The organism is Thalassospira australica (assembly GCF_000763295.1).
Taxonomy (GTDB): Bacteria; Pseudomonadota; Alphaproteobacteria; order Rhodospirillales; family Thalassospiraceae; genus Thalassospira; species Thalassospira australica.
This window is the reverse complement of the sequence record NZ_JRJE01000032.1, coordinates 607,032-629,043: the sequence shown is the minus strand read 5'-3', so window position 1 is coordinate 629,043 and position 22,012 is coordinate 607,032. Positions and strand designations below refer to the sequence as shown.

General features: G+C 53.8%; 16 protein-coding genes and 2 tRNA genes. 7 read left to right on the top strand and 11 right to left on the bottom strand.

The window, feature by feature from the left end:
- Window positions 1–31 precede the first annotated feature (31 nt).
- Window positions 32–1,564, bottom strand: coding sequence for a hypothetical protein (locus JF44_RS0119030; protein ID WP_238318508.1), 1,533 nt, complete (start codon window positions 1,562–1,564; stop codon window positions 32–34).
- A 283-nt stretch (window positions 1,565–1,847) separates the two neighbouring features.
- On the opposite strand from JF44_RS0119030, the gene JF44_RS0119025 reads away from it, so the two are divergent.
- Entirely contained in the window at window positions 1,848–2,567 is a 720-nt protein-coding gene (locus JF44_RS0119025) for a Bax inhibitor-1/YccA family protein (RefSeq protein WP_033070465.1), read from the top strand.
- A 103-nt stretch (window positions 2,568–2,670) separates the two neighbouring features.
- Here JF44_RS0119025 and JF44_RS0119020 read toward each other — a convergent pair whose 3' ends face one another.
- The 6 genes from JF44_RS0119020 to JF44_RS0118995 all read right to left on the bottom strand — a co-directional run bounded on the left by JF44_RS0119020 (window position 2,671) and on the right by JF44_RS0118995 (window position 15,984).
- The gene (locus tag JF44_RS0119020) at window positions 2,671–4,305 is read right to left on the bottom strand and encodes a hypothetical protein (RefSeq protein WP_033070464.1); all 1,635 of its coding nucleotides are present in this window, start codon (window positions 4,303–4,305) and stop codon (window positions 2,671–2,673) included.
- 190 nt (window positions 4,306–4,495) lie between these two features.
- Window positions 4,496–5,479: a zinc metalloprotease HtpX gene (gene htpX, locus JF44_RS0119015; protein ID WP_033070463.1), complete on the bottom strand. Its 984-nt coding sequence runs from the start codon at window positions 5,477–5,479 to the stop codon at window positions 4,496–4,498.
- A gap of 211 nt (window positions 5,480–5,690) precedes the next feature.
- The gene (locus JF44_RS0119010) at window positions 5,691–8,870 is read right to left on the bottom strand and encodes an efflux RND transporter permease subunit (RefSeq protein WP_033070462.1); all 3,180 of its coding nucleotides are present in this window, start codon (window positions 8,868–8,870) and stop codon (window positions 5,691–5,693) included.
- A gap of 40 nt (window positions 8,871–8,910) precedes the next feature.
- A complete protein-coding gene (locus JF44_RS0119005) occupies window positions 8,911–10,074 on the bottom strand; it encodes an efflux RND transporter periplasmic adaptor subunit (protein WP_052066052.1) in 1,164 nt (387 codons plus the stop codon).
- A gap of 138 nt (window positions 10,075–10,212) precedes the next feature.
- Window positions 10,213–10,851, bottom strand: coding sequence for a TetR/AcrR family transcriptional regulator (locus JF44_RS0119000; RefSeq protein WP_033070461.1), 639 nt, complete (start codon window positions 10,849–10,851; stop codon window positions 10,213–10,215).
- Window positions 10,852–11,148: 297 nt separating this feature from the next.
- Window positions 11,149–15,984: an NAD-glutamate dehydrogenase gene (locus JF44_RS0118995; RefSeq protein ID WP_033070720.1), complete on the bottom strand. Its 4,836-nt coding sequence runs from the start codon at window positions 15,982–15,984 to the stop codon at window positions 11,149–11,151.
- A 385-nt stretch (window positions 15,985–16,369) separates the two neighbouring features.
- Between JF44_RS0118995 and fabI the strand changes: the two genes are divergently transcribed.
- Entirely contained in the window at window positions 16,370–17,128 is a 759-nt protein-coding gene (fabI, locus tag JF44_RS0118990; RefSeq protein ID WP_033070460.1) for an enoyl-ACP reductase FabI, read from the top strand.
- An 8-nt stretch (window positions 17,129–17,136) separates the two neighbouring features.
- On the opposite strand, the gene JF44_RS0118985 is transcribed toward fabI, so the two are convergent.
- The 3 genes from JF44_RS0118985 to JF44_RS0118975 form a co-directional block, all read right to left on the bottom strand.
- On the bottom strand, window positions 17,137–17,778 hold the full coding sequence (locus tag JF44_RS0118985; RefSeq protein WP_052066051.1) for a DUF488 domain-containing protein: 642 nt from the start codon (window positions 17,776–17,778) through the stop codon (window positions 17,137–17,139).
- Between the two features lie 114 nt (window positions 17,779–17,892).
- Window positions 17,893–17,967, bottom strand: a tRNA-Gly gene (locus JF44_RS0118980).
- A 36-nt stretch (window positions 17,968–18,003) separates the two neighbouring features.
- A tRNA-Gly gene (locus JF44_RS0118975) sits at window positions 18,004–18,078 on the bottom strand.
- 219 nt (window positions 18,079–18,297) lie between these two features.
- Here JF44_RS0118975 and JF44_RS0118970 point away from each other — a divergent pair.
- The 5 genes from JF44_RS0118970 to JF44_RS0118950 all read left to right on the top strand — a co-directional run bounded on the left by JF44_RS0118970 (window position 18,298) and on the right by JF44_RS0118950 (window position 21,214).
- Window positions 18,298–18,816: a prolyl-tRNA synthetase associated domain-containing protein gene (locus JF44_RS0118970; RefSeq protein WP_033070718.1), complete on the top strand. Its 519-nt coding sequence runs from the start codon at window positions 18,298–18,300 to the stop codon at window positions 18,814–18,816.
- Between the two features lie 146 nt (window positions 18,817–18,962).
- Window positions 18,963–19,889 carry a thioredoxin gene (trxA, locus tag JF44_RS0118965; RefSeq protein ID WP_033070459.1) on the top strand — a complete coding sequence of 309 codons (927 nt, stop codon included), beginning with the start codon at window positions 18,963–18,965 and terminating at the stop codon, window positions 19,887–19,889.
- A complete protein-coding gene (locus JF44_RS0118960; RefSeq protein WP_033070458.1) occupies window positions 19,886–20,578 on the top strand; it encodes an LON peptidase substrate-binding domain-containing protein in 693 nt (230 codons plus the stop codon). Before trxA ends, JF44_RS0118960 begins: the two co-directional genes overlap by 4 nt.
- 46 nt (window positions 20,579–20,624) lie before the next feature.
- Window positions 20,625–20,813: a Trm112 family protein gene (locus JF44_RS0118955; RefSeq protein ID WP_033070457.1), complete on the top strand. Its 189-nt coding sequence runs from the start codon at window positions 20,625–20,627 to the stop codon at window positions 20,811–20,813.
- A 17-nt stretch (window positions 20,814–20,830) separates the two neighbouring features.
- Window positions 20,831–21,214, top strand: coding sequence for a gamma-butyrobetaine hydroxylase family protein (locus tag JF44_RS0118950; protein ID WP_033070456.1), 384 nt, complete (start codon window positions 20,831–20,833; stop codon window positions 21,212–21,214).
- A gap of 135 nt (window positions 21,215–21,349) precedes the next feature.
- On the opposite strand, the gene JF44_RS0118945 is transcribed toward JF44_RS0118950, so the two are convergent.
- Window positions 21,350–22,006, bottom strand: a complete 657-nt coding sequence (locus JF44_RS0118945; RefSeq protein ID WP_033070717.1) for an OmpW/AlkL family protein — start codon at window positions 22,004–22,006, stop codon at window positions 21,350–21,352.
- Between the last annotated feature and the right edge of the window lie 6 nt (window positions 22,007–22,012).

Here is a 22,012-nt window from a genome sequence, read left to right as displayed (position 1 = left end):
CTCAGGATGTCACCTGCCCAAAACATTTGCCTTATAAAGCCGGGTCCAGCAGGAAAGTGAAATTTGACTGCTGCCCGGCATCTGAGGTCGCCGTGGCATGACACCCAAGACAGGTGGCATCGGATTGATCCTGCATGAAGCTTTCAAGCACACTGTTGGTCAGATAACGGGGCACCTCGCCAATGCCAAACGGTGCCCCGCCAGGATTGCCGATCCATTGAGTCCCAAGCAGCATATAATTCTGCCACACCGTCCCGTCGAGTTTGCCCTGCCAGACAAAGTTGCTTTCGGCTGTTCCCGAAAAAAGCCGCCAGCAGCGGACAATATCAGGGGACCGCGCAGGTTTGCCTGTGGGCAAGCGCGCATATGGCGCGTGATCAGCCCATTTCATATCCCCTGATACCGACTGATTGGCCGGTGCATTGGCTGCCAACTGCCCGCCATAAAAGGCAAAATTCCGATCAAGCTTGCCCGGTGCAAGACAGCCATTTTCGAACGGGTCATCGGTAATGATGCTGTTGGGGCGGCGCGCATTGGCCGCCAGCGGGACATTATCGACATGCTCAAAACTTGACCAAATCCAGCGATCGCCGTTGCCACTGGCAACCCGTTGCACAAGATGCAAGCCCACCAGCCCGACGGTAACATCAAGGCATTTGGCGCGACCATCCAATGTTTGATCCGCCCCCACCGAAATGCGTGCCGGTCGGGTGACGTAGTTTTTCACCGCCGATGCATCATTCCCCGGCATGATCCGCCAGGCAAATTTAAGAAGCTGCGCCCCCATCACGCCCGGCGCAGATCGGGGAATCGTGGCGGTTTCATCGCCTGTCGCTTTTGGATTGGAGGAATTTGGGTCAGCATTGTTATCGCCCGCCAACACATGGCCGGTCGGGAATTCGATGGCCTGACCGGAGTGTGCAAAAGCCGCGCGGCCAGCTGGCATGTGCAGATTGTTGGCCCGAATATAGTCTGCTGCCACCGGGTTGATCCGGGTTTCAAACAAAACAAAATTGCCCGCCTGATCAATCAGGATATCACCGGTTGATTGCAGGTAACTTGCCAACAACAGATGCCCGTCTGGCAAATCGGATGCACAGACCCGATTGGGGTAATTCAGATCAGCAAACAAATCACGCCGGGTCGGGAAACTTTCCCAAAGAGCTTGCCGGTCGGGCGCGTCAAGCGGGGCCATAAGGGCGGTAAAGGCCTGCCACGAAAACCGGTCAAAAGGACGCTGGGCGTGATAGGCAAGAAAGCGATAGACGAAACTGGCATCAAATTCCGGCACGTCCACAGGAACACGATCACAGGGCTGATCCGTGCTGCCGTCAGCGCAGAACTCTGCCCCCTGATAGGTATCGGTAAAAACCGGAATGTCCCCAACGCCTGATGCAGCACGCAAATCAGCATTTTGGGCTGCGACATCATTGCTGCCCCAGCCAAACACCATGCCCGCACTCAAAAAAGTTGCAGCATAAAACACCATCAAACGCCGATAGCGCCCCCGGTTGATGAACCGTGCGTATTTGCGACAATCGGATGGTTTGCTGGCTGTTACCATTCGGGCGGGCCTGTGGACGAAATTGGAAGACGCAGTGTCTGTTAATCTTGGTGGTCAATGATAAACCGGTTTGACAGACCTGTCGCGGACCTCCGATGTCACGATAACGTCATATCACACCCGACATCGCCCAAATATGACGTGAACAGGATCACACCTGATGGCAGCAGATTATAGGACAATCTGTCAGACCGTTGCTTTTCACGGAAATTCTGCCATATTTTGACCATCGCAGAATTGTATATCTATGTTCTGCTCACAATTGGATCAAAGAGGGATTTCAATGGCTTTTGAAACGCGTCAACGCGGCTATGACGTCTCGGTTGGCCGGTCGGCGGCCGAGATCGATGAAGGTCTCCGCGCCTATATGCTGCGTGTCTATAACTACATGGCATCCGCACTTGCCCTGACCGGTATCGTGGCGATGGCTGTGTCGACCAGCCCGACCCTGATGCAGGCTATTTTTGGCACCGGACTGCACTGGATTGTCATGCTGGCCCCGATCGGGCTTGTCTTCTTCCTGAGCGCACGCATCCACAAGATGTCCTTTGGTGCCGCACAGGCGACATTCTGGGTATACGCCGGACTGATGGGTCTGTCCCTTGCGTCGATCTTCCTGGTCTATACCGGTGAGTCGATTGCACGTACCTTCTTCATCACCGCAGGTACCTTTGGTGCGATGAGCCTGTTTGGCTACACCACCAAGAAAGACCTGTCGGGCTGGGGTAGCTTCCTGTTCATGGGCCTTATCGGCATCGTCATCGCAATGGTTGTAAATATCTTCCTTGCGAGCACCATGTTGCAGTTCATCATCTCGGCTGCGGGCGTGCTGATCTTCACGGGCCTCACCGCCTATGATACCCAGCGCATCAAAGAAGAATATCACGAGCACGATGATGCAACCACCGCAGGCAAAAAAGCCCTGTTCGGTGCGCTGCGTCTGTATCTTGACTTCGTGAACCTGTTCATCATGCTGCTGCACTTCTTCGGTAACCGCGAATAGAAGTCATCTGGCATAGACAGTCAAAACCCCCGCAAGCTTCTGCTTGCGGGGGTTTCTTTTTGGCGTTCACGTGATTGGTTGCGCCTTTGACCGGCGCACAACATCAAGAAGCACTGGCCTTGGCAGCGTCCTTGTCGGCGTCACCGTCCCCGCCGGTCGCATCCATCACACTTTTGCGATGGCCAAGCTGCGACAAGAAGTTTTCTGATCGGGTATGGCCGCCAGATGCCGCACGTGCAGCCCCCTTGGCACCGGCTTCGATAAAGGCATCATATGCCTGAGAATAGCCCATCCTTGCATTGGTGAGCATTTCGACATCCTTGTCCAGATTACCATTGGTCAGATAGACCGTCGCCAGGGCAAACATGATCCGCCCCCAGATATAAGGATGGTCACGCCGGGTACAAACCTTAAGCGCGGCCTGAAAAACCGGCACAACCTGTGTATCGGGAATGGTGACATCGCGGATGATGGCAGAAGACACAATCGCATCGGCAAGGCCATATGCCGTAATCGCATAAAGCGGCGGATGGGCACGTGCATTCACAATCCCCAGTGCACGTCGATACTGTGCCGCCCCCTTTTCAACAATTTTGGCGTTTTCCTTGTCCTTGCCCATCAGTATCAGGGCTTCACCCAATTTGCAGATCGATAACGCGCGATCCGCAGGCGAGCCCAACGACAGTTCAACCCGTCTTTCAAGCAACCGCCAAGTGGCAACCGCCAGGCTCGCCGATCGGGTTTTGAGATTGGCAACAAGTGACCAGTTCACCAGTGCACCATATAGCGCCAGGGCAGCGGTCATTTTCGCATCAAGTTTGGAGCAGTCACTGATCTGCCCAAACAGTTGTTCTGTTTTGATTTCCTCTGGGTCGCTGTTGCTTTGGCCGTTGCTGTTGTTGTTATCGTTTTTCAGCGATTCGCCTATCAGGCTTTTGGGCGCAGCAGTCTTGGCAGCGACAGCCGGCTTGTCGGCAATATCGACAAGGATTTTGCGGATATGTGGCTCCAGCACACGCAATGCACTGGCACAATATGCACGGTCACCAGTTTCCGACAGGATGAACGCCCCAAAAGCATAGGCAAAAGCAGCCCCCGGCCCGGCAGCCGCGAAAGTCTCGCCACCAAGAATACGGTCTTGCAAATCTTCAAGCACCGCAGACAAGCGCGCGATTTGCAAGCCTCGCTGTTCACCGCCAATAGAATTCAGAACCAACTGAGAAGTCAGCAGCACACGCATGGCTTCGGCAAAGTCTGGGTGGTTTGGCTGAATAAAACGATAGGTCTGGGCCAACATCAAATCGTACAACGATGATGTCAGGGCATCACTGACCATATGAAGGTCAAGCTGCCCACTGGCGGGATCCTGATGCCCCCAAAAGACAACTTCCACATCCTTGCGATGGCCTAAATTGAGCACGCCAAGCTGGGCTTCGCGGATCGCCTGAAAGGGATCAACTGCATCCGGGTTTGGCTTGAAGAACTGGTTAACACGAATGCCTGAACTTTCGGGAACAGATGCCACGGCACTTGCAACACGGTCGCCGATATCATCTGCGGCCTGAACACCGCCCGGGGCAGACGCATCATCAGGCAGAAAACGCGCAATGGCATACCGACAGATGGCGTCGTTGGTTACCAGCCCAACAGCACCATCTTCCTGCGTCTCGTCATTCGTATCTGTGCCCGTGATCAAGGATTTGAACACAAGGCCAAGCATCGACCAAAAGCCTGCCATTCTTGTCCTTATCCACCCCAGGGCCATTATGCCCATGCATCAGGGGTTGAAGAATTTTATGGCTTCATTTTCGTCCGGTGATCCCGGCGGGTCAATGCTGAGCATTGGCTTTTACCTCATACCGAAGGATAGGTGACTCAGCCTCAATTGGTAATATTTTTCATTCCGATCATCAGAAATGCTCTTTTGATCAGTTCCAGGGGCGTTTGCGATGTCGGGGAGATACCGGTTTGGCGGCAGAAGATCTGCCGGGCTTTCGCGCCCATGGCCCAGACGATGGTTTGTCTTTTGAAACCTGCGTTCTTTGCATGGTCGCGGCGGGCTGACGGGTCATTGCCTGCAGACGGGCAATGCGGTTGGCCATGTTGGGATGGGTTGAAAACAGGCTATCCACCCCTTTGCCCGACAACGGGTTGGCAATGTACATATGCGCCATTGCCGGATTGCGTTCCGCATCCATGTTCGGCACCGCATGAACACCCTTGTCGAGTTTGTTAAGCGCACTTGCCAGCCACATTGGATGTCCGCAGATTTCAGCGCCGATCTTGTCGGCTTCATATTCACGGGTGCGCGAAATCGCCATTTGCACAATCATCGCCCCCATTGGAGCCAGAATGGCAATCAGGATCATGCCGATCCCGCCCAATGGATTGTTGTTGTCACTGCGCCCACCGCCAAACATACCGGCAAACATGGCAAAGTTTGCCAATGCTGAAATCGCACCGGCAATGGTGGCGGTGATCGTCATGGTCAGAGTGTCACGGTTTTTCACATGCGCCAGTTCATGGGCCATGACGCCCGCGATTTCGTTGCGGTCCAAGAGCTTGAGCAGACCCGTGGTTGCCGCGACGGCCGCGTTTTCGGGATTTCGCCCGGTGGCAAATGCGTTTGGTTGCGGGTTTTCGATCACGTAAACCTTTGGCATCGGCAGATCGGCATTGCGCGCCAACCCCCGCACCATCGCAACCAGTTCAGGTGCAGTTTTATCGTCGACCTGACGCGCACTTCGCATCCGAAGCAACATCGCATCGGAATTCCAATAGGCGAACACATTCATTGCGGCAGCAAACAGCAACGCAATGATCATGCCCTGCTGGCCACCAATCATCATGCCGACCGCGCCAAACAGCGCAGTCAACCCAGCCAGCAACAATCCGGTACGTATGTAATTCATCTTCGCTTGCCCTTGTGACAATCAACTCGGCAAAAGATAGTTATCGGGAATGTCATGGCAAGTCTTGGCAAACCAAACTGAGATTTGGCTCACTTTTGGAAAAGCCAAACGGGGCTGTCTTTCTGACAGCCCCGTTCAACAACAAAAGAAACAACCGGACCGGCGGGGTCGGGGGAAAAAGACGGTCCGGCTGTTTATGCAACGAGATCGATTACTGCACAGACTGATCCAGGTCAGCCCCTTCAAGATCACGAACCTCGCTGCGCCGGCCCATCATGCGTACAAGAACATAAAAGACCGGGGTCAGGATCAGGCCAAATATCGTCACACCCAGCATGCCCGAGAACACGGCAATACCGATCGCGTGGCGCATCTCGGCACCGGCACCACTGGACAGAACCAGCGGGACGACGCCCATGATGAAGGCCAGGGAAGTCATCAGAATCGGACGCAAACGAAGTCGACTGGCTTCAATCGCGGCCTGAACGGTGCTGCGGCCCTGATGTTCAAGTTCGCGGGCGAATTCGACAATCAGGATCGCGTTCTTTGATGCCAGTCCGGCCAGCACGAACAGGCTGATCTGGGTGAAGATGTTGTTGTCACCCCCGAACAGATAGACCCCAAAGACAGCTGACAGGATGCTCATGGGAACGATCAGGATAACCGCCAATGGCATGGTCAGGCTTTCGTATTGGGCGGCCAGAACCAGGAACACCAGAAGAATACAAATCGGGAAGATATAGATTGCCGTATTTCCCGCCAGAATCTGCTGATAGGTCAGTTCCGTCCATTCATAGGACATCCCCGGCGGCAACGTTTCATCGAGTATCTTCATGATCGCGGCTTCTGCTTCACCACTGGAATAGCCCGGTGCCGCATTGCCATTCAGATCAGCCGAGCGATACGCGTTGTAGCGCATGGCCGTGTCCGGCCCGAATGTCTCGGACACCGACAAGACACTGCCAAGTGGCACCATATCGCCATCCGAATTGCGGGTTTGCAGACGCAAGATATCTTCCGGGCTTGATCGATATGGTTTGTCAGCCTGCGCGATCACCTGATAGGTACGGCCAAACGCATTGAAATCATTGACATACATCGACCCGAGATAAACCTGCATGGTTTGGAAAATCTCGTCGACCGGAATACCAAGCTGCTGCACTTTCGTGCGATCAAGCGATGCCTGAAGTTGCGGCACATTGATGTTGTAGCTTGAAAACACACCGGTCAGTTCTGGCGCAGCCCATGCCTTGGCAAGAACCTGCTTCATCGCATCATCAAGGGCACGGTAGCCCTGATCGGATCGATCCTGAACCTGGAGCTTGAACCCGCCAACCGTGCCAAGACCCTGCACCGGTGGTGCGGGGAAGATGGCAACGAAGGCCTCGTCAATTCCGGCAAACTTCTGTTGCAGTTTGCCGGCAATCGCCAGCCCCGACAGATCATCGCTTGTGCGCTCGTCAAAGTCGGTCAGTGTGACAAACACAATGCCCGCGCTTGAACTGTTTACAAAACCATTGATCGACAAGCCCGGGAAGGCAACTGCACTTTCAACGCCGGGTTCCTTAAGGGCGATATCAGACATTTCACGAATGACATCTTCTGTTCGATCCAGTGTTGCGCCTTGTGGAAGCTGTGCAAAACTGACGAGATATTGTTTGTCCTGAAGCGGGACAAACCCATTGGGAAGAATCTGAAAGCCCTGCCAGGTAAGCACCAGCAACCCGGCATAAAGAACCATCATGATCGCCTTCACCCCCAGCAGGCGCTTGACCCCGCCTGCATAAAGTTCGGTGCTGCGGTTAAAGAACCGGTTGAACCCCCGGAACAACCAGCCAAAGACAAAATCCATGCCCCGTGTCAGCCAGTCTTTTGGCGCATCGTGGCTGCGCAACAGCAAGGCTGACAACGCCGGGCTCAAGGTCAGGGAATTGATCGTCGAGATGATCGTCGCAATCGCGATGGTCAGGGCGAACTGCTGATAAAACTGACCGGTCAGGCCACTGATAAAGGCAATCGGCACAAACACACCGGTAATCACAAGCGAGGTCGCAATGATCGGTCCGGTGACTTCGCGCATGGCCGCAACCGTGGCGTCACGTGGTGACAGGCCGCGCTCGATGTTGCGTTCAACGTTTTCAACAACAACGATGGCGTCATCCACCACGATCCCGATTGCCAGGATCAGTCCGAACAACGACAGCACATTAATCGAGAACCCCATCACCAGCATCAACGCAAAGGTACCAATGATCGACACCGGAACCGCCAGCAGGGGAATGATTGATGCGCGCCACGTCTGAAGGAAGATCGTTACCACGACCACCACAAGGGCGATTGCCTCAAGCAGGGTCATGATCACCGACTTGATCGAACCGCGCACAAAGACGGTCGGGTCATAGACGATGCTGTAATCAAGGTCTTCGGGGAAGTTCTGTTTGAGTTCTTCCATTGCCGCACGGACATTGCTTGAAATATCAAGCGCGTTCGAACCGGGCGATGCAAAGATCGGAATGGCCACGGCAGGTTTATTATCAAGCAAGGAGCGCAGGGCATACTGCTGTGCTTCCAGTTCGATGCGCGCAACGTCGCCCAGACGCGTAATCGTGCCGTCTTCGCCGCGCTTGATAATGATACTTTCGAACTCTTCACGGGTTTCCAGACGGCCGCTTATATTGATTGGCAACTGGAACTGCACACCGCTGTCATAGGGCGCACCCCCAATGATGCCTGCCGCCACCTGCACGTTTTGACTTTGGATAGCCGAAACCACTTCACCCGCAGTCAGGTTACGTTCGGCAACCTTGTCCGGGTTCAACCAGACGCGCATCGCATAGTCACCCGACCCAAACAGCCCGACCTGGCCGACACCGGCAACACGGGCCAGGCGGTCACGCACATTGAGCGTCGCGTAGTTGCGCAAGTAAAGCATGTCATAGCGTTCATTGGGTGACCGCAGATGCACCACCATCGTCAGATCCGGTGATTGTTTTGACACGGTCACGCCAAGCTGACGCACGACATCAGGCAGGCGCGGTTCAGCCTGCGACACACGGTTTTGGACTTTTTGTTGGGCCAAATCCGGGTCGGTGCCGATTTCAAATGTCACGGTCAGGGACAAGGTGCCATCGGTGGTCGCAAGCGAGTTGATATAAAGCATCCCCTCGACCCCGTTGATTTGCTCTTCAAGCGGGGAGGCAACCGTTTCGGCAATTTCCGCCGGGTTTGCGCCAGGGAATTTGGCCTCGACAACAACCGTGGGCGGCACGACTTCCGGATATTCAGAAATCGGCAAGCGCCACATGGCGATCAATCCGGCCATGAGAATAAGAACGGACAGGACGCCAGCAAAAATCGGGCGATCCACAAAAAACCGGGACAGGTTCTGCATGATTTTAAGCCTTGCTTCTATGCACAGTCAGGCAGCCTTTTCAGGATGCCGAGGCTTGCAGAATTTCAGGGGCAACAGGCATACCGGGACGAACCTTCATGATGCCGTTGACAATGACAAGGTCACCGACCTCAAGACCGGATGTGACAATCCGCATGCCGTTGTTTTCGCCCCCCAGCGTCACCTGACGATAGGCAACGGTGTTGTCGGGCTGAACGACATAAACAAACTTGCGGTCCTGATCGGTGCTGATGGCTTCGGGCGAGATCATGATGACCTCTTCCTTGCCAAGGGTCCCGACCTGGAGACTGGCATAGGTGCCGGGCAAAAGCGTGCCTTCAAGATTATCAAACAGGGCACGCGTGCGGATGGTTCCGGTGCGGGCATCAATCCGGTTGTCAAAACTATGGACATGGCCTGAGACCTGCTGCCCATTCGACAGCGTCATATTGACCGGGATGGTTTTGGCCGCACTGTCGATCTTGCCGCTGTCACCAAGGCTGGCGAAGAAGGTTTGTTCATCAAGGTCAAAATCCGCATAGATTTTGCCCGTTGAGACAATCGTGGTCAGGACCGGCGCATTTGCCCCGGCATTGACCTGATTTCCCACCGTCAGTTCAACACGGCTGACGCGACCGTCAATCGGGGCTTTGACATAGGCGTGGTCAAGTTCGATTTCAGCAAGTTCAAGCTGGGCGTTGGCGCGGCTGACCTGACTTTGGGCAATCTGATACGTGCTAAGACGTTCATCATACACGCGTTTGGATACGGTGCCGTTTTGCACAAGCTTTTCAGCGCGTTCCTTTTCCTTGGATGCCAGCGACAGGTTCTGTCGGGCAACGGCAAGTTCGGCACGGGCTTCGTCCACTGCGGCCTGATAGCTGCGCGGATCAATCACCGCAAGGATATCCCCCTTTGATACCAACTGACCGTCTTCAAAGAGGATTTCGACAATTGCGCCACTGACTTGTGGACGCAATTGTACGTCTTCAACCGCGCTCAGTCGGCCTGAAAAGTTGCTCCAGAGGCGCACGGATTGGCTGCTTACGCCTGATACGGCAACCGGTGTTGCCATGGGTGCGGCCTGAACTGCGACCTCATCGGCGGCAGTATCCGTGATATGCAGACCATATCCCCCGGCGGCGACTGCCAGCGCCATCACGGCTGCAGGCAGCAATATTTTGCGTTTTGATCGAGACTGCATCGTTCCATCTTCCAAATATGTGAACCGCACTTGGCGGACTATTTGGCTATAAAGATGCATACCGATCGGTATGTATGCAAGCGCAAAAAGATAAAAAAGTGGCTATTTCGTGAATTTAAATTTGTGTGAAGATTATATTCAGGCTGCGTCCGAAGCGCTTAAATCCCTGAATTTGCATTGTAAATTCAGGATTCGACAGATGCCTTCGCGAAGGTCAGACCGAACAGTATCAAGATCATTGAAAACCTTGCCGTAGGTCAACAGACCATGGACATACTGGAAAATCATCCGTGCCAGCGTGGTAACGTCACCATCTTGGCTTAGCATGCCTTCGCCCTTCAGGCCGCGTACCATGCTTGCCAGATATTTGATTTGCTCTTCGGCCAGCTCACGCGAACAATCCTTAATCTCGACATCTTCCGGGCCCACTTGCCCGCCAGCCGTAAAGATCGGACATACACAGACTTCGCTTTCACCAGGAACAACATATTTTTCCTGTTTGTCGCAAACCATGTCGATATAGCGATTGAGCTGCTCAATCGGGGCAACTTCAGGGGAAAACACAGCGCGAAGTTCGTCCTTGCCCTTTTCCCAGTGATGGCGGGCGGATGCGGCAAAAAGCGCGGCTTTGCTGTCAAAATGATGATAGAACGCCCCCTTGGTAACACCCGCATGTTTGCAGACATCACTGACCCCAACATCGTGGTAGCTGCGGGTTGCCAACAATTCGATGGCAGTTTCAAGCAGCTTGATCCGGGTTTCGACGGCGTTCCTCATGGTTTTTAGCCTATTGTTTTATGTATCCGGGGCCAAGACCCCCCTAACAGATATACGAACCGGTCGGTATTTTTCAAGAAAACCCTACCACAATATTCGTATTCCATCATTAAACAATGGCAGGAGCATGACAGGAAACTTCACTGCTTCAAATGCTTAGGCCAATTCCCGCCTTAAATGCATAACGTGCTTCCACGTCGGTATTTTCATAGATCAGCCCTGATGGGTCCGCTTGAACAAGAAAGAGGGTGCATATTGCACCCTCTTTACGACGTTTAGAAATGTTACCTGTATTGATCAGGCACCGGTAAGCGCCCTGATCTGCCGGTTGGCAACCGTAATCATCGCCAGATCAATATGACCGGCAGAGCGCAGCTCGTTGATCAGATCATCACAGCGTGCACAGCCGCGCTGACGCCCCTGCACCCAGACATCAACAAGTTCGGCACCAGAGGAACCCTTTTCACCTGCTGCCAGAACAGAACGGGTCAGTTCGCGTTGATGCCCAAACAGATCATCAATCACGGCCGCACGTGCCTGTTTCTGCCAATAGGTTTCGGCTTCGATGGACTCGGCAGCCGCACGCATCAAACCAAGCTGGAAGCGTGACCCGACCGCAAAGTAGGTCGAAGATACTTCGATCACATCACGTCCGGTTGCCTCGGCAATGCGGACCACATCGGCAATTGCCACCATTTGCGGTGCCGCCGCGACCCGCCAGGCGAGATCTTCGGGCACACCCTGCGCCACCAGTGACTGGGTCTTTTGTTCCATCGCTGTGCGTGCGCTGGCGTCTTCGGGCACGACGTCATTAAAGACATCGATAACCTTGGTCACGGCCGGGCGGAACATTTCGATCTTGGCGCCGACATTCAGTTCTTCGCAGTTGCGCAAGAACCACTGGGTCACGTCATTAACCATGCGGTTGATTTCGCGGAACATGCCGGTTTGCAGCTTTGCCAGCACCACATTGTCGAGCGCCTCGATCCCGGCCCAGACATCACGAAGCCCAAAGACCGCACGGGTAATCAGATACCCGCGTGATACGTCAACCGCCGACAGGCCGGTTGCCTCCATCATGTCATGGACAAATGTGCCACCCACCCGGTTCACCAGACTGTTGGTCGCAACCGTGGCGATGATTTCACGTTTCAGACGGTGGCTTGAAATGGCATCGGCATATTTCTTGCGCACCGCTGTCGGGAAATAACGCACCAGCTCCTCGACCAGAACCGGATCATCGGGCAGATCCGATTCAAGGATTTCGTCATATAACCACAGCTTGGCATATGGCATCAGCACAGAGACTTCCGGACGGGTCAGGCCTTCGTTGGCGTTGGCACGTCGAGCCAATTCTTCGTCATCGGGAAGATATTCAATTTCGCGGTTGAGACGTCCTTCGCGCTCCAACATCCGGATCAATCGCACTTGCGCATCAAGCAGATCGGCACGTGCCGCATCCGCATTCGAGATGGCCTGACTTTGCAGATAGCTGTCGCGCAGGACCAGTTCCCCGACCTCGTCGGTCATATCGACAAGCAACTTGTTGCGCTGCTTTTCGGTCATGTCACCGGCCGCCACCACTTCGCCCACCAGGATCTTGATGTTGACCTCATGGTCCGAGCAATTCACCCCGGCGGCATTATCAATTGCATCGGTATTCAGACGCCCACCGGCCTGGGCGTATTCGATACGTCCGCGCTGCGTCGCACCAAGGTTTGCGCCCTCGCCCACCACCTTGGCACGGACGTCACGACCGTTGATGCGGATGGCATCATTGGCGCGATCACCGGCGTCGGCATTGGTTTCGGTGTTGGATTTGATATAGGTGCCGATACCGCCAAACCACAGAAGTTCGACCTCGGACTTCAGAATGGCCTGCATCATCGCAGCCGGGGTCACCTTGCCACTTTCAAGGCCCAGAAGTTTGCGAACCTCGGGGGAAGGATCAAGAGTTTTGGCCTTGCGGTCAAAAATCTCGCCCCCCTTGGACAGGATTTTCTTGTCGTAATCGGCCCAGCTTGAACGCGGCATATCAAACAGCCGTTTGCGTTCGGCAAAGCTTTTGGCCGGGTCCGGGTCCGGATCGACAAAAATATGCATGTGGTTAAAGGCGGCTACGAGCTTGATTTGTTCGGACAGCAACATGCCATTGCCAAACACGTCACCCGACATGTCGCCAACACCGGCAACTGTGAACGGCGTGGTCTGGATGTTCTTGCCCATTTCGCGGAAATGACGTTTGACCGACTCCCACGCACCACGGGCGGTAATACCCATTTTCTTGTGGTCATAGCCCTGCGACCCGCCAGATGCAAAAGCATCATCCAGCCAGAAGCCATAATCACGCGCGACACCATTGGCGATGTCAGAAAATGTCGCCGTGCCCTTATCCGCCGCCACAACCAGATAAGGATCGTCATCATCAAGACGGACCACACGTTCAGGAGCAACAATTTCACCGGCAACGATATTGTCAGTGATATCAAGCATGCCGCTCATCAGCGTTTTGTAACAGGCAATGCCTTCTTCAAGGAACGCTTCACGTGTGCCATCGACCGGCGGGCGTTTCACAACAAAACCACCCTTGGAGCCAACCGGCACGATGACGGCATTCTTGACCATCTGGGCTTTGACCAGACCGAGAATTTCGGTGCGGAAATCTTCCTGCCGGTCGGACCAGCGAATACCGCCACGCGCAACCGGACCTCCGCGCAGGTGAACGGCTTCGACCCGCGGAGAATAGACAAAGATTTCACGCCACGGACGGGGCAGCGGCAGGTCTTCGATCTCGGCCGAATTGAATTTGACCGACAGATAGGACTTGGGATTTCCATCCGCGTCATTCTGGAAGAAGTTGGTGCGCAAAGTCGCCTGCACCAGATTGAGGAAGGCACGCAAAATGCGGTCTTCATCCGGGTTCATTACATCTTCAAGACGGGCGAGGATATCGGCTTCAATTGCCGCGACATCGCTGTCTCTTTTCGCATCCCGATCCGGGTCAAACCGTGCGATGAACAGCGACACAATGGCTGATGCCAAACCCGGATTATTGGCAAGGGTCTTGGCCATATAGGCCTGCGAGAAGGCCGAACCGGTCTGACGGGTGTAGCGCGCATAGGCCCGAAGAATCACGACTTCGCGCCAATGCAGATTGCCCAGAAGTACAAGCCGGTTAAAGGCGTCGTTTTCAACTTCGCCATGCCACATCTGCACGAACAGGTCCTGGAACTTGTTGCGCACGTCATGGAGGTTGAACTCGCCGTCGACGACAACGCCGAAGTCGTGAATGCGGACCTGTGTGTCCACATCGCGCGGGCTTACCGTGAATGGATTTTCGGTAATGACCTTAAGCCCCATGTTTTCAAGCATGGGCAGGACATCAGACAGCGGCACCGGCGCACCGGGATTGTAAATTTTAAACCGCAGTTCGTTTTCTGCCGCCTCAATCGGGCGATAGAGGTTCACGCGCAAATCTTTGGCTTTGATAACATCTTCGATGCGCTCGATATCAAGTCCGGCACTTTCGACAGTGAAGCGTTCACGATAATCGGTCGAGAAGCTCTCGCCGTAACGGCGATGCAGCGCCAGTCCACGTTCTTCGCCCTGTTCGCGGACAAGAACCTGACGCAGCGTATCGGACCAGTCACGGGCGGCTTCGACCAACTGGCGTTCGATATCGGCAATGTTGTAATCAGGCAACTCGCCGGGACTTGTTTTAACCAACAGGTGCAACCGGGCCAGCGGGCTGTCGCCAATCAGGGTGTAGTGCGCAGTGACCTTGCCTTCAAAGGCGTCTTCGATGACCTTCTGAAATTTCAGGCGCAGCTTGGTCGAGAAGCGATCACGCGGGCAAAAGAGCTGACAGGAAACAAACCGTTCAAACGCATCGCGGCGCACAAATAGCGCAATGCGTTGGCGTTCCTGCAGGTGCAGAATGCCCATGCAGGTATGATACAGGTCATCCAGATCAACCTGGAACAATTCGTCACGCGGGTAGGTTTCCAGAATATTGACCAACGCCTTGCCATCGTGGCTGGCAGGCGGGAAACCGGCACGTTTGACGGTTTCGTCCAGCTTCATGCGCAGAAGCGGGATCAAACGCGGACTGAGGTTATAGGCGACCGATGTAAACAGACCGACAAACAGGTGCTGCCCGACAACCTTGCCTTTGGCATCGAATTGCTTGACGACAATCGTATCAAGGTGAACCGAACGATGGACCGTTGATTGTTTATTGGCCTTGGTCACCATCAACAGGTTCGGCTTGGTCACAAAGTCCTGAACCTCGGCCGACAGGTTACCAATCTGACGCAACTCGTCAAAAACATGGGTACCTTCGCGCGACAGGATGCCGAGCTGGTTTTTCACTTCGACATCGACCGGGGCCTTCTTGCCCGACGTCTTAAAGCTGTATTCGCGGTAACCCAGGAAGGTGAAGTGATCATTGTGCAGCCAGCCAAGGAAATCCTGCACTTCACGACGGTCACCTTCGCCTTCGTGTGCTTTGGCCTCGCCGATTTCATCAAGGACCTCTGTGACCTTTTTGAGCATCGGCTGCCAGTCACGCACCGCAAGCGCGACATCGGTCAGGCTGTTTTCAAGTCGGTCATGAACCTTTTTGAGAACCGCTTTATCGGTCTGCTCGTCGATCTCGACATGCATGACCGATTCACGGGGATCTTCGCTTTCTTCGACACCGGCAACAGATTGAAGTTCACCCTTGTCGTTTCGCTTGATCCGCATGATCGGGTGGATCACCAGATGTACGGTCAGATCAAGTTCGTGCAGGGCGGATGTGACCGAGTCGACCAGAAACGGCATGTCGGTATTGTTGATTTCGATCACGGTGTGATCGGACGTCCAACCGTGTTCTTCAAGATCAGGGTTGTAAACCCGGATTTTGGCCGTATCGGCTGAGGCGCGCTTTTGCGCGAATTTGTAAAGCGTTAACGCCGCGCCATAAAGCGAGTCGACTGAGCGACCTGCCATGTCGTCGGGCGGAACATCCTTATAAAAAAGGCGAACGAATGCTTCTGCATCCTTCGCCATGGCACCTGTCAAACGTTGCTGGATTTTCTCGACAACCTTGTCGATGACTTCCCGTTTCGGGTCGTCGTTTCGGGCTTTCATGACCAATTTCCCTTTTTCCCGGTTCTGTTTGCCAGAACCGAAACACCGACCTTTGCGACCGGCGTTACACACCACGGATTTTGTTTCGTTAGGGTCTGCACCCAATTTGGGAAGGAAATCGGGGTTTTCCATAGGGGTTAAGAGCTGAAATTCCGCAGATTTCCCTCAAAGCTACACATAGCGGATCATGTGCCTAAAAACTATGCTTCTGCACAAAAAAAATTCATTTAACCAATGTGCTAGTCCGAACCGATTTTTCATCGGCAACTGCATCTTGTCACAGAATTTTGCACTTTTTTGCACTGCAAATCAGGGTACACTTTGATAACGGGGCAATTTCACCGATTGCTTCGCAACTGCACATGGCCTGCAACGGAGGCACAGCATGCTTGACGGAAAGAAAGGTCTGATCGTTGGAATTGCCAACGAAATGTCCATTGCCTGGGGGTGTGCCCGTGTTTGCCGACGCGAAGGGGCCGATATCGCAGTCACCCATCTTAATGAAAAAGCCAAAAGATTTGTTCAGCCGCTGGCCGAGGAAATCGGCGCCCCGATCTTTGCCCCGCTTGATGTCCGCGACGAACAACAGGCAGACAATCTGTTTTCCGAGATTGCCGATAAATGGGGCAAGCTTGATTTTGTTCTGCATTCCATTGCCTTTGCCCCTGCCGATGACCTGCATGGACGGGTTGTGGATTGTTCGCGCGATGGATTTTTGGCTGCGATGGATATTTCGTGTCATTCCTTTGCCCGGCTTGCAAAACGTGCAGAACCCCTGATGACGGACGGCGGAACGCTTTTGACGGTGACCTATATGGGGTCAGAACGGGTGATTGATCACTACGGCGTTATGGGGCCGATCAAGGCCAGCCTTGAAAGCATGACGCGTTACATGGCGGCGGAACTGGGGCCAAAGGGCATCCGTTGCCATGCGATATCGCCAGGCCCGTTGCTGACGCGGGCTGCATCCGGGATTGCCGAATTTCAGCATTTGATGGATACCGCCACCCAACGCGCCCCATCCAAACGTCTGGTGACCATTGATGAGATTGGCGAACTGGCTGCTTTTCTGGTGAGTGACCGGGCAAAATCGCTGACAGGCGATGTCGTGCATATTGATGGCGGCTATAACATTATGGGCTGAGTTTCGGACTAGCGCTGCTTGATGGCATCATCCGCCTTGGGGGCGACGCGCTTGATCTGCCGCGCCATGGCCAGCTTCAATTCCGACTCCGGATCAGGTTCGGCAGCCGCAAACAAATCAGGCTCATCCCCACCATTGATCGCAATCATCCGGGCATCTGTTTCGGCCTGCGTTTCAACCCGACCGTCGACAAGATGGCAAAGATCAAAGCCCGCGTCCTTTAACGCAGGGGCAATCAATAAGGTGCGATGGCAATCAAGCGGGTCCTTTTCCGCACACATCAAACAGATACGGTATTTGTCAGCCCCCGCAACCAGCCGCTTGATGCCGGATTTGAAGTCATCTCGCCCAGCCATAAGGCCATAATCAAGCTGCCCATCGGGATAAAGACCGGGAATTTGCGGCTTGCCGCCCATGACATCGCCCATAAAGACATAGGCAATTCCATTTTCGCGCAGGTATGGCCCAAAGCTTTCAGAATCAAAGGCGGTCCAATAGCTTGATCGTTTGAAAGTGCGGATATCCGCCACCGCCGTAATCGCGTGCGCCTTAAACAAGGCCAGCAAGCTTTCCCGATCATGCCCGGCATAGCCCACTGTGAAGATTGTTTTCCCGAAAGCTGGTGTTTTGCTTGAACTTTGATCAGACATTTTCAAAACACACGATAAAAACCGCCGTGGCGCAAGCACAAAGACCAAACCGCACACCACGGGCGCAAAAGCAAAAAGGCTGCCCCGAAGGACAGCCTTTTGAAACTTTCATCATGGAGCGGGCGAAGAGATTCGAACTCTCGACCCTAACCTTGGCAAGGTTATGCTCTACCCCTGAGCTACGCCCGCATCATCATGAAAGCGATGCATTTGGAAACCATCTGATGGAGCGGGCGAAGAGATTCGAACTCTCGACCCTAACCTTGGCAAGGTTATGCTCTACCCCTGAGCTACGCCCGCAATCATCAGTATGTTTCCTGCCCCTGTGGAGCGGCGCGGATAATAGCCCAACAAAGAGCGATTGCAACCCTTTTTTCCGCGAAAACGTAACATATGGAATTTTGGCGGTTTTCCTTGACTTTAGCCGCCTCAATTGCCGAAATCCGACCCGGTTTACGCAAATTTGCGTCTGGTTTTGAACTTGGTTATCTTTTGGCGCACAGCCACAAGGGAAAGAGCATGAGCGATCCATCAACCCTGCTTTTCGATCACCTGAACAAATTGGGCATCGAAACGACAACACATGAACATGAACCACTGTTTACAGTTGAGGATTCGCAAAAGCTGCGCGGTGACCTGCCGGGGCTTCATTCCAAGAACCTGTTTGTCAAAGACAAGAAGGGGGAATTGTGGCTTGTCGTTGCAGAGGAAGAAACCGAAATTCGGATGAACCACCTGCACAAGCGCCTTGGATGTGCGCGCCTTTCCTTTGGCAAACCGGAACTTCTGATCGAAACCCTTGGCATCAAACCGGGGTCGGTGACGCCATTTGCCCTGATCAATGATCAGGCGCGCAAAGTCAAACTGGTTCTTGATGCAAAACTTGCCAATGGGGATGTTCTGAACTTCCACCCCTTGCGCAATGACCGAACCACGACAATTTCATCGTCAGACCTTTTGAAATTTGTCTCCGCCCTCGGCTATGAACCTTTGGTCATCGATTTCGACACCGAACCCCATGAAAACACAGATAAATGAACCAAGGACAGCTTAGGGAAAGGGCTGGATAAGCCCTTAGATCCGCTTATATTTAAGTCTAAGTGACGCGCAATATCAGATGGCCGCCTCTTGTCGTTCAGGCCCAGCGGTATCATCTAGAATTCAGAATTAGAGAGTAAACAAAAATGTCGATCATTCTTGACGCAAATGCGCCAGATAACGCCACCACTCCAAATCAGGATTCTGACCTGATCAAGGACAGCAGTGTCGAAACGTTCGTTCAGGACGTTATTGAACCGTCCATGGAGACGCCGATTGTTGTCGACTTCTGGGCACCGTGGTGCGGGCCGTGCAAAAACCTGACGCCGGTGATTGAAAAAGTCACCCGTGAGGCAGGCGGGCGCGTCAAACTGGTCAAGATCAATATCGATGAAAATCAGGAACTGGCAGCCCAATTGCGCATTCAGTCCGTGCCGACGGTCTATGCGTTTAAGGGCGGTCGTCCTGTGGATGGTTTTCAGGGTGGTCAGCCCGAAAGCGAAGTGCGTGCCTTTTACGAACGCCTTGCCGGTGGCCCGATTGAAAGCCCGATTGAAGCCCTGCTGGAGCAGGCCGACGCAGCACTTGGCGCAGATGATTATGAAACAGCGCACGGCCTGTATGTCAGCGTGCTTGAACGTGAACAGGAAAATGAAATTGCGATTGGCGGCATGATCCGCTGCATGGTTGGCATGGGTGAAGTTGAAGAAACACGCCACTTTGTCGACAACATGTCGGATACCGATCGTTTGAAGGCACCAATTTCGGCTGCCATCAGTGCCCTTGAACTGGCCGAAACCGGATATAGCAGTGCTGATCTTGATGAGGCACGTGCAAAGGTCGAGGCCGATCCCGGCAACATGCAGGCACAGTTTGATTATGGCATGGCGTGCTTTGCCACCAACAAACGCGATGAAGCGGTAAATGCCATGATCACGATCATTCGCACGGATCGCGAATGGAATGAAGATGCAGGACGCACGCAGCTCCTGAAGTTTTTTGAAGCCTGGGGCCCGATGGACCCTGCCAGCGTCGCCGGACGCCGCGCCCTATCAACGGTATTGTTTTCATGAGCATATGCGGCCCATTCGACCCTGAGTTTTCAGATCTTCCTGAAGTGATGCCGGTGTTTCCGCTGAGCGGTGCTCTTTTGCTGCCGCGCGGGCATTTGCCGCTCAATATTTTTGAACCGCGCTACATGAACATGGTAACCGATGCACTGGGACAGGACCGGATCATTGGCATGATTCAACCCCGCCCGGATCAGCACAACGATTACTTCATGGACCCGGACCACCCGGAGATTTTTTCCACAGGATGTGCGGGCCGCATTACCGCCTTTAGCGAAACCGATGATGGCCGTTTTTTGATCACGCTGACCGGCGTGTGCCGCTTTACCGTGATCGAGGAATTGCCAACAAACGAGGGCGGGTATCGCACGGTGCGGGGTGATTTCAGCCCCTGGAAAGATGACCTGTCGATCCCTGCGCATGACGACATGCCGATCAATCGTGACCGGCTGCGCATCGCGCTTGAGACCTATTTTGCCCATCATTCACTGCGGTCCTGCTGGGACACGCTGGCTGATAGCGATGATGAAATGCTGATTACAACCATTTCGATGGGCTGCCGGTTAAGTCCGCTTGAAAAACAGGCTTTGCTGGAATGCACAACCCTGTATGATCGCGGCGATATGCTGACAACCTTGCTTGAAATGGCCGCACATGCCAGTCCCAAGCAAACATACAGCAACACCAACTGAACATCCGTGCCGCTTTAACGGCACATCGAACCCGAAGGCTGAATTCATGACCACGACCCATAGCCCGGTAGACCCGAAACTTCTTGAGATCCTTGTCTGTCCGGTCACCAAGCAGGCGCTTGAATATGATCGTGACAACAACGAACTGATCAGCCCGAAAGCTGGTCTTGCCTATCCGATCCGCGATGGCATTCCGATTATGCTGCCCGACGAAGCACGCGCCATCGAAGATTAAGGCGCCATTGCTTTGTCATGAACCAGAATAAAGACAGCTTCACCCCGCAATTCTCGCCAGTTGAAATCAACTATCTGCGCGATGACCACATTCTGGAAATCATCTGGGATGATGGTATTTCAACACGTCTGAGCGCTGAATTGCTTCGGGTTGAAAGCCCCTCGGCAGAGGTACAAGGCCACCATCCGTCGGAAAAGAAAATCATCCCCGGCCGTCGTCACGTTGGCATCATCGACATTTCCCCGGTCGGAAATTACGCGGTGCGCATCACCTTTGATGACCTTCACGACAGTGGATTGTTTAGCTGGCAGTACCTGCGTGAACTTCATGATAGCCAAGACAAGCTTTGGGCAGATTATCTTGCTGCCCTTGAAGCACGCGGATTATCACGCGAACCTTAACGTTATTTCGCACGGTTGAATAATTACGACCCATAGCGAGTCGGTTTCCATCGAATACGTTATAAACAGCAAAAGCGGCCCTGTTTCACAGGACCGCTTTTAGACGCCCGGACAAATATCTGACCGGTTGTGATCTTAGAAGCGATATCCGACACCGACACCAAAGACCCATGGATCAAGATGGGCCTTGGCGGTATTTGCCCCGTTGTTGATGCTGATATCGGTATCAAGATAGACCTTTTTGACGTCCACATTGACCGACCATGGACCGGAAATGGCGTAATCAAACCCGGCCTGGAAGGCATAACCAAATCCGTCATCATATTTGACGGAATTGAACTGACCGGGTTTGGAATCATAAAAGAAGGTATAGTTGATGCCCGCACCAACATACGGGCTCCAGCGGCTTTCCGGCATGAAGTGATATTGCAGCGTCAAGGTCGGCGGCAGCAGGCGCACGGAACCGGCATCGAGATCGGGGTTCTGCCAGGTCAGATCATGCTTGGTGGTCGCCGCGATCAGTTCCAAGGCAAGATTATCGGTCAGGAAGTAGGAAAAATCGACTTCCGGCACGACGTCATTATTTAAATGGCCTTCGCCAGTGTTGAGCGTATCGTCGTAGGTATCTTCGTCGGGCACCATGGCAATACCACGCGCACGAATGACAAAGTCACCGGCCTGCTTGGTTTTAAATTCCGCCGTTTGCGCCAGGGCAGGTTCGGCTGCAAAAAGTGTGGCTGCCAACATGGCGCCCAAAACGGCTGTGCCGAGAAGTTTGTTGGTAAATGACATCATCTG